This is a genomic window from Aneurinibacillus terranovensis DSM 18919 (assembly GCF_000430625.1).
Lineage (GTDB): Bacteria > Bacillota > Bacilli > Aneurinibacillales > Aneurinibacillaceae > Aneurinibacillus_B > Aneurinibacillus_B terranovensis.
The window spans coordinates 120,939-127,377 of the sequence record NZ_AUMJ01000016.1; the positions used below are offsets into that span (position 1 = coordinate 120,939).

Sequence of the window (6,439 nt, forward strand, 5' to 3'; positions counted from 1 at the left end):
ATGGAATCAAAGATAGAAAATCATTATGGAGCCAGCCAGATACAAGTACTGGAAGGACTTGAAGCCGTAAGAAAAAGGCCCGGCATGTATATCGGGTCTACCAGTGCGCGCGGCTTGCATCATCTTGTCTGGGAGGTTGTCGATAATAGTATCGACGAAGCGCTTGCCGGCTATTGTGATGACATCCATGTTTATGTTCACGAGGACGACAGTGTGTCTGTAACGGATAACGGCCGTGGAATTCCAACGGAAGTCCACGAGAAAACAGGCAAGTCTACGGTAGAAACGGTTCTTACCGTCCTCCATGCCGGCGGTAAATTCGGTGGAGAAGGATATAAAGTATCAGGCGGATTGCACGGCGTAGGTGTGTCAGTTGTGAATGCTCTATCAAAAGCTCTTACGGTAGAAGTAAAGCGCAACGGTAAGCGCTATATGCAGAAGTATGTTCGGGGCCATGCGGTTGATGAATTGAAAGTTGTCGGCGATGCGGAAGATACAGGCACAAAAGTCACTTTTACCCCCGACCCCGAGATTTTTACGGAAACAACGATTTTTGAATTTGAGACGCTGCAAAAACGTTTGCGCGAGCTTGCATTCTTAAACCGCGGCGTACGGATCACGCTGCACGACGAGCGAACGGGAAAAGTGGAGGAATACCATTACGAAGGCGGCATTCGATCTTTCGTAGAGTATTTAAATAAAAACAAAGAGAAATTGCATGAGCCTCCGATTTATCTGGAGGGGGAAAAGGATGGGCTTACGATTGAAATTGCGTTACAGTATAACGATTCTTTTTTAAGCAACATTTATTCTTATGCAAACAACATTCATACTCATGAAGGCGGGACGCATGAATCAGGTTTTAAAAGTGCACTAACGCGAGTGATTAATGACTATGCCCGCAAAAACAACTTGCTCAAAGAAAAGGACGGCAATTTAACCGGGGATGACGTTCGTGAAGGGCTCACCGCGATCATCAGCGTAAAAATCCCGGATCCGCAATTTGAGGGACAAACGAAAACAAAACTCGGCAACAGTGAAGCACGCAGTATCACCGAGTCCCTGTTTGGGGAGAACTTCTCCGTTTATTTAAACGAGCATCCGCAGGAAGCCAGAAAAATCATGGAAAAATCCATGATGGCAGCCAGAGCCCGGGAAGCGGCCCGTAAGGCGAGAGAACTCACCCGCCGGAAAAATGCCTTGGAATTTAGTTCTTTACCAGGGAAACTGGCGGACTGTTCAAGCCGCGATGCGGCCATTAGCGAACTGTATGTGGTCGAGGGCGATTCAGCCGGCGGCTCGGCAAAACAAGGGCGCGACCGCAACTATCAGGCGATTCTTCCGCTGCGCGGAAAAGTTATTAACGTGGAAAAAGCACGCCTTGATAAAATTCTCTCGAACGCCGAAATCCGTGCGATTATTACCGCTCTTGGCACAGGAATTGGGGAAGATTTTGATATTTCAAAAGCCCGTTACCATAAGCTCATCATTATGACGGATGCCGACGTTGACGGTGCCCATATTAGAACGCTTCTCCTGACATTTTTATATCGCTATATGCGGCCTTTAATCGAGCATGGGTATGTGTATATCGCTCAGCCTCCCCTCTACAAGGTTCAGCAGGGCAAGGTTATCCGGTATGCTTATAACGACCGGCAGCTTGCCGTCGCCCTGCAGGAGATTGGGAATCGGCCGGAGCCGAATATTCAGCGGTATAAAGGTCTTGGAGAGATGAATCCAGAGCAGCTGTGGGAAACGACAATGGATCCGGAGAGCAGGACACTGCTCCGGGTAGCACTGGAGGATGCAATGGCTGCCGATGAACTTTTTGAAACATTGATGGGTGATAAAGTAGAACCGCGCCGGGACTTTATTCAGGAGCACGCGAAAAACGTACGAAATCTTGATATTTAAAAAAATAAGCCTTCCTGTGTAAAGGAAGGCTTATTTTTTGTGCGCAGTGGGGGAAAAATGGTATAATAAATCTTATGACCAGATCGATTCCTCTACTTTTTTAGCATGTAGAAAAGTTAAATTTTTTTACTATTTATACGTGCAGCGTAGGCTTGTGCCTGCGGCTTCAGCAAATCAATAGCCAGGTTTTTGCTGAAGCATAAACGCCAGACAAATGGAGGTACATTTAATGGCCGAACAACAATCTAATGTCATTGATATTAACATAAATCAGGAAATGCGCGATTCATTTCTTGAATATGCAATGAGTGTCATTGTCAGCCGGGCACTTCCTGACGTTCGGGATGGTCTTAAGCCCGTTCATCGCCGTATTTTATTTGCGATGAATGAAATGGGAGTAACACCGGACAAGCCTTATAAGAAATCAGCCCGTATTGTCGGGGATGTTATCGGTAAATATCATCCCCACGGGGACTCTGCAGTATACGAAACGATGGTTAGGATGGCGCAGGATTTCTCCTACCGGTATCCGTTAGTGGACGGACATGGAAACTTCGGATCGGTTGACGGGGATGCGGCGGCAGCCATGCGCTACACCGAGGCCCGTATGGCCAAGATCACGATGGAACTATTGCGCGATATCGGCAAAAATACCGTTGATTTTGGACCGAATTATGATGGGAACGAACGTGAGCCGCTTGTCATGCCGGCGCGTTTTCCTCATCTTCTTGTAAACGGAGCTTCAGGAATTGCCGTAGGGATGGCGACAAACATTCCCCCGCATAACCTCGGTGAGGTGATTGATGGTGTGTTAACACTGATTGACAATCCCGACTGTTCCAACCGGGACATTATGCAGCATATTACCGGACCGGATTTTCCAACCGGGGCGACCATTATGGGTTACAGCGGAATTCGCCGGGCCTATGAGACAGGAAGGGGTACCGTTGTTATCCGGGCGAAATCTGAAATCGAAGAACACCGCGGCAAATATCGCATTATTGTTAATGAAATACCGTACCAGGTGAACAAGGCCCGATTAATTGAGAAAATTGCGGAACTGGTGCGCGATAAAAAATTAGACGGGATTACCGATCTGCGCGACGAATCTGACCGTACGGGTATGCGGATTGTAATTGAATTGCGCAGGGACGTCAATCCCCAGGTCGTATTGAACAATCTATATAAGCATACGGCGATGCAAACCAGCTTTGGAATTAATATGCTGGCCCTGGTTGACGGCCAGCCGCGCGTCCTTAACGTTAAACAGATGCTCTATCATTACCTTGAGCACCAAAAGGTGGTTATCCGCCGGAGAACCGAATATGATTTACGCAAGGCGGAAGCACGAATTCATATTGTGGAAGGGCTTTTGAAAGCGATCGATATTGTTGATGACCTGGTTGACCGTGTAGGCCCGATTCGTTCGGCCAAAGACCGGGAAGAAGCCCGTCAGTATTTGATGGCTGACACGTTTGATTTACACGGCCGTTCTGTGCCGCTCGGATTTACGGAAGAGCAGGCGAATGCGATTCTTGAGATGCGGCTTCAGACGTTAACGGGTCTTTCCATCGAACGCTTAACGGATGAATTTAACCAGCTTAGTGAGCTTATTAAAGAGCTGCGTGCCATTTTGGAAGACGAAAGCAAAATTCTTGTGATCATTAAAGAAGAGTTAATGGAAATTAGAACTAAGTTTAATGATGAGCGTCGTACAGAAATTACCGTTGATATGTTCAACATCGATGATGAAGATTTAATACCACAGGACGAGGTTGTTATAACACTTACCCATCGTGGCTATATTAAGCGTCTGCCGGTTGATACGTACCGTTCTCAGCGGCGCGGCGGGCGTGGAATTCAGGGAATGGGGACGAGGGATGATGACTTTGTTCAGCACCTCATCTCGGCGAACTCGCATAATTATCTCCTTTTTTTCACGAACAGGGGGAAAGTATACCGACTGAAAGCTTATGAAATTCCTGATTTAAGCAGGACAGCAAAAGGAACCCCTATCATTAACCTTCTGCAAATTGATCAGAATGAATTTATCCAGGCGGTTATACCGGTCAAAGAATTCACAGAGAACCACTATTTGTTCTTTGCCACAAAGCAGGGAATTGTAAAAAGATCGGATTTAACTTCCTTTAGCAATATTCGCAGCGTCGGCTTATTTGCGATTAATTTGCGGGAAGATGATGAACTGATTAGTGTCCGTTTAACAGACGGTACGCATGATATCGTGATGGGGACGAAAAACGGGATGTCCATTCGTTTTCCGGAAAATGATGTACGAATGATGGGGCGGACCGCTACCGGAGTAAAAGGCATTCAATTGGCGGAAGATGACCAGGTTATCGATATGGACATCGCAGATGACAATGCGGACGTATTAATTGTTACATCCAGGGGATATGGAAAACGTACGCCTGTTTCCTCTTACCGTGTCCAAACCCGGGGTGGAAAAGGGATTAAGACGCTGCATTTAACCGAGCGGAATGGTCATGTCGTCGGGCTAAAACTTGTCGATAGCGCCAACGATTTAATGTTGATTACATCGTCTGGTATTATCATTCGTCTCTGCATCCGCGATATCTCCTCCATGGGCCGAAACACACAGGGGGTTAAACTCATCCGGGTTGACGAGAGTGAAGAGGTAGCGACCGTAGCAAAAATAGAAGTGACGGAAGAAGAAAACGAATGCAATGAATCAGATTCTTCTTTGATGGATTTTGAAGCGGAAGAATCTGAAGCGGAAGAATTTGCACAGCAGAAAGAGAAAGAACTGGATTCTTCTGATGAGGAAGACGAAAATCTATAGACAATAGAAGAAGCAATCTGGCAGGTTTTCGTGGAAGTAACCTTTGATGGGAAATTTAGAAGAGGCATATATACAAATCAGGAGCGGGTTATTATCTGCTCCTTTTTTCGTTTCAGGTTTCCCTTGCGTATTCTAATTCGAGGGGAATAAAATGGTAAAATAGGACACTGGACGAAAATAGAATTCAATAGGTGGTGGATAAGACACAATGCCTCAATTATTCGTTTCAAAACTCAAACCGGGTGTCATACTTGCTGATAAAGTGATTACTTCACTTGGCGGTACACTTTTTGAAAAAGGCACGCAGCTGAATGAACGGGAAATTGAAATTTTACAAGCTTTTCTAATCTCAAAAGTAAATGTCGAGCTTGATGCGAGCAGTCCAGTTGTTTCTGATGCTAATCAAGAGACTGAGGTGGAAGAAACCGCGAAAAGTTCGTTTAACCCGCATTTAGATAAAGCGATTGATTTTGTTGAAAAAATAATGCAATGGGCGGAGGGGGGGATGCCTCTTCCGGTGATGGAATTGCGAAATCACATTCAACCCCTCCTTGCCAATATGAGTATCGAATTTGATATGATAGACAAATTATCAAAACTGAGATCAGAGGATAGTTATATTTTCCAGCACAGTATTGCTGTGAGTCTACTCTCCGTGATCATCGCGCGTTGGAATAAGGTCCCGGAAAAAGAGCATATGCAGATTGCTCTGGCCGGTATTCTTCACAATATAGGGCTATGCAGAATCAACCCGCATATTTTGACAAAAAAGGGGCCGCTTACTCTTGAAGAACGCAGGGAAATGGAGCAGCACCCTATATACGGATATTCTATTATTAAAAAAGCTACCGGTCTTAATGAAGGGGTCGCTCTGGCTGCCCTTCAGCACCATGAACGTGAAGATGGGAGCGGTTATCCGAATAGGTTAAAGGGTGACAAAATTCATTTATACGCAAAAATTGTTGCGATTGCAGATATCTTTCACGCGATGATTTCTAAAAAGAGCTACCGGGATGCTGTTTCGCCTTACCTCGTTTTCGAGCAGTTAATGGAATATAGTTTTGGGAAGCTTGACCCTGTTATTGTTCGATCTTTTGTTCAGGGGATGACACATTTATCTTCAGGTATAACGGTAAAACTGAATGATGGGCGAATCGGGAAAATTATATTTATTGACTCAAACAACCCAACCCGCCCAATGGTGGACATAGGGGGACAAATCGTTAACCTTACCCAGTCGCGTCATCTTTTCATTGAGGGCGTCATATTTTAAAAAAGTATGGGTTAAACTATTGACATTGCAAGTATGTATGTGATATATTTTGTAAGTCGCCGCTGAGAGTGGGTGACGGAAATGAAGTTCCTTGAAAACTGAACAGTGAAATGCCAAATGTGCGATATAACCCAGATACAATTCTGGATTTTAAGTAAGACCAGCTTTTTCATGAGCTGACAAGATTGAACTTATCTTTTTTGGAGAGTTTGATCCTGGCTCAGGACGAACGCTGGCGGCGTGCCTAATACATGCAAGTCGAGCGGACCTTTAAAAGCTTGCTTTTAAAGGTTAGCGGCGGACGGGTGAGTAACACGTGGGCAACCTGCCTGTAAGCTCGGGATAACTCCGGGAAACCGGAGCTAATACCGAATACGATTCGCAACCGCATGGTTGCGAATGGAAAGTTTTCGAACACTTACAGATGGGCC

At 45.5% G+C, this 6,439-nt stretch carries 3 protein-coding genes and 1 rRNA gene; all 4 read left to right on the forward strand.

The genetic code is table 11. The features are described from left to right. The gene (gene gyrB, locus H525_RS0103705; protein WP_027415081.1) at nt 1-1,914 is read left to right on the forward strand and encodes a DNA topoisomerase (ATP-hydrolyzing) subunit B; all 1,914 of its coding nucleotides are present in this window, start codon (nt 1-3) and stop codon (nt 1,912-1,914) included. 229 nt (nt 1,915-2,143) lie between these two features. After that, complete coding sequence (gene gyrA / locus H525_RS0103710) at nt 2,144-4,735, forward strand: DNA gyrase subunit A (protein ID WP_027415082.1); 2,592 nt, start codon at nt 2,144-2,146, stop codon at nt 4,733-4,735. Between the two features lie 208 nt (nt 4,736-4,943). After that, nucleotides 4,944-6,008 (forward strand): HD-GYP domain-containing protein, encoded by a 1,065-nt coding sequence (locus H525_RS0103715; protein WP_027415083.1) that lies wholly within the window; start codon nt 4,944-4,946, stop codon nt 6,006-6,008. Between the two features lie 197 nt (nt 6,009-6,205). Further along, a 16S ribosomal RNA gene (locus H525_RS0103720) occupies nt 6,206-6,439 on the forward strand; the annotation flags it as partial.

Coding starts and splice junctions, on each gene's coding strand:
- gyrA (WP_027415082.1), top strand. CDS start 2,144: ATGGCCGAACAACAATCTAATGTCATTGATATTAACATAAATCAGGAA.
- gyrB (WP_027415081.1), top strand. CDS start 1: ATGGAATCAAAGATAGAAAATCATTATGGAGCCAGCCAGATACAAGTA.
- H525_RS0103715 (WP_027415083.1), top strand. CDS start 4,944: ATGCCTCAATTATTCGTTTCAAAACTCAAACCGGGTGTCATACTTGCT.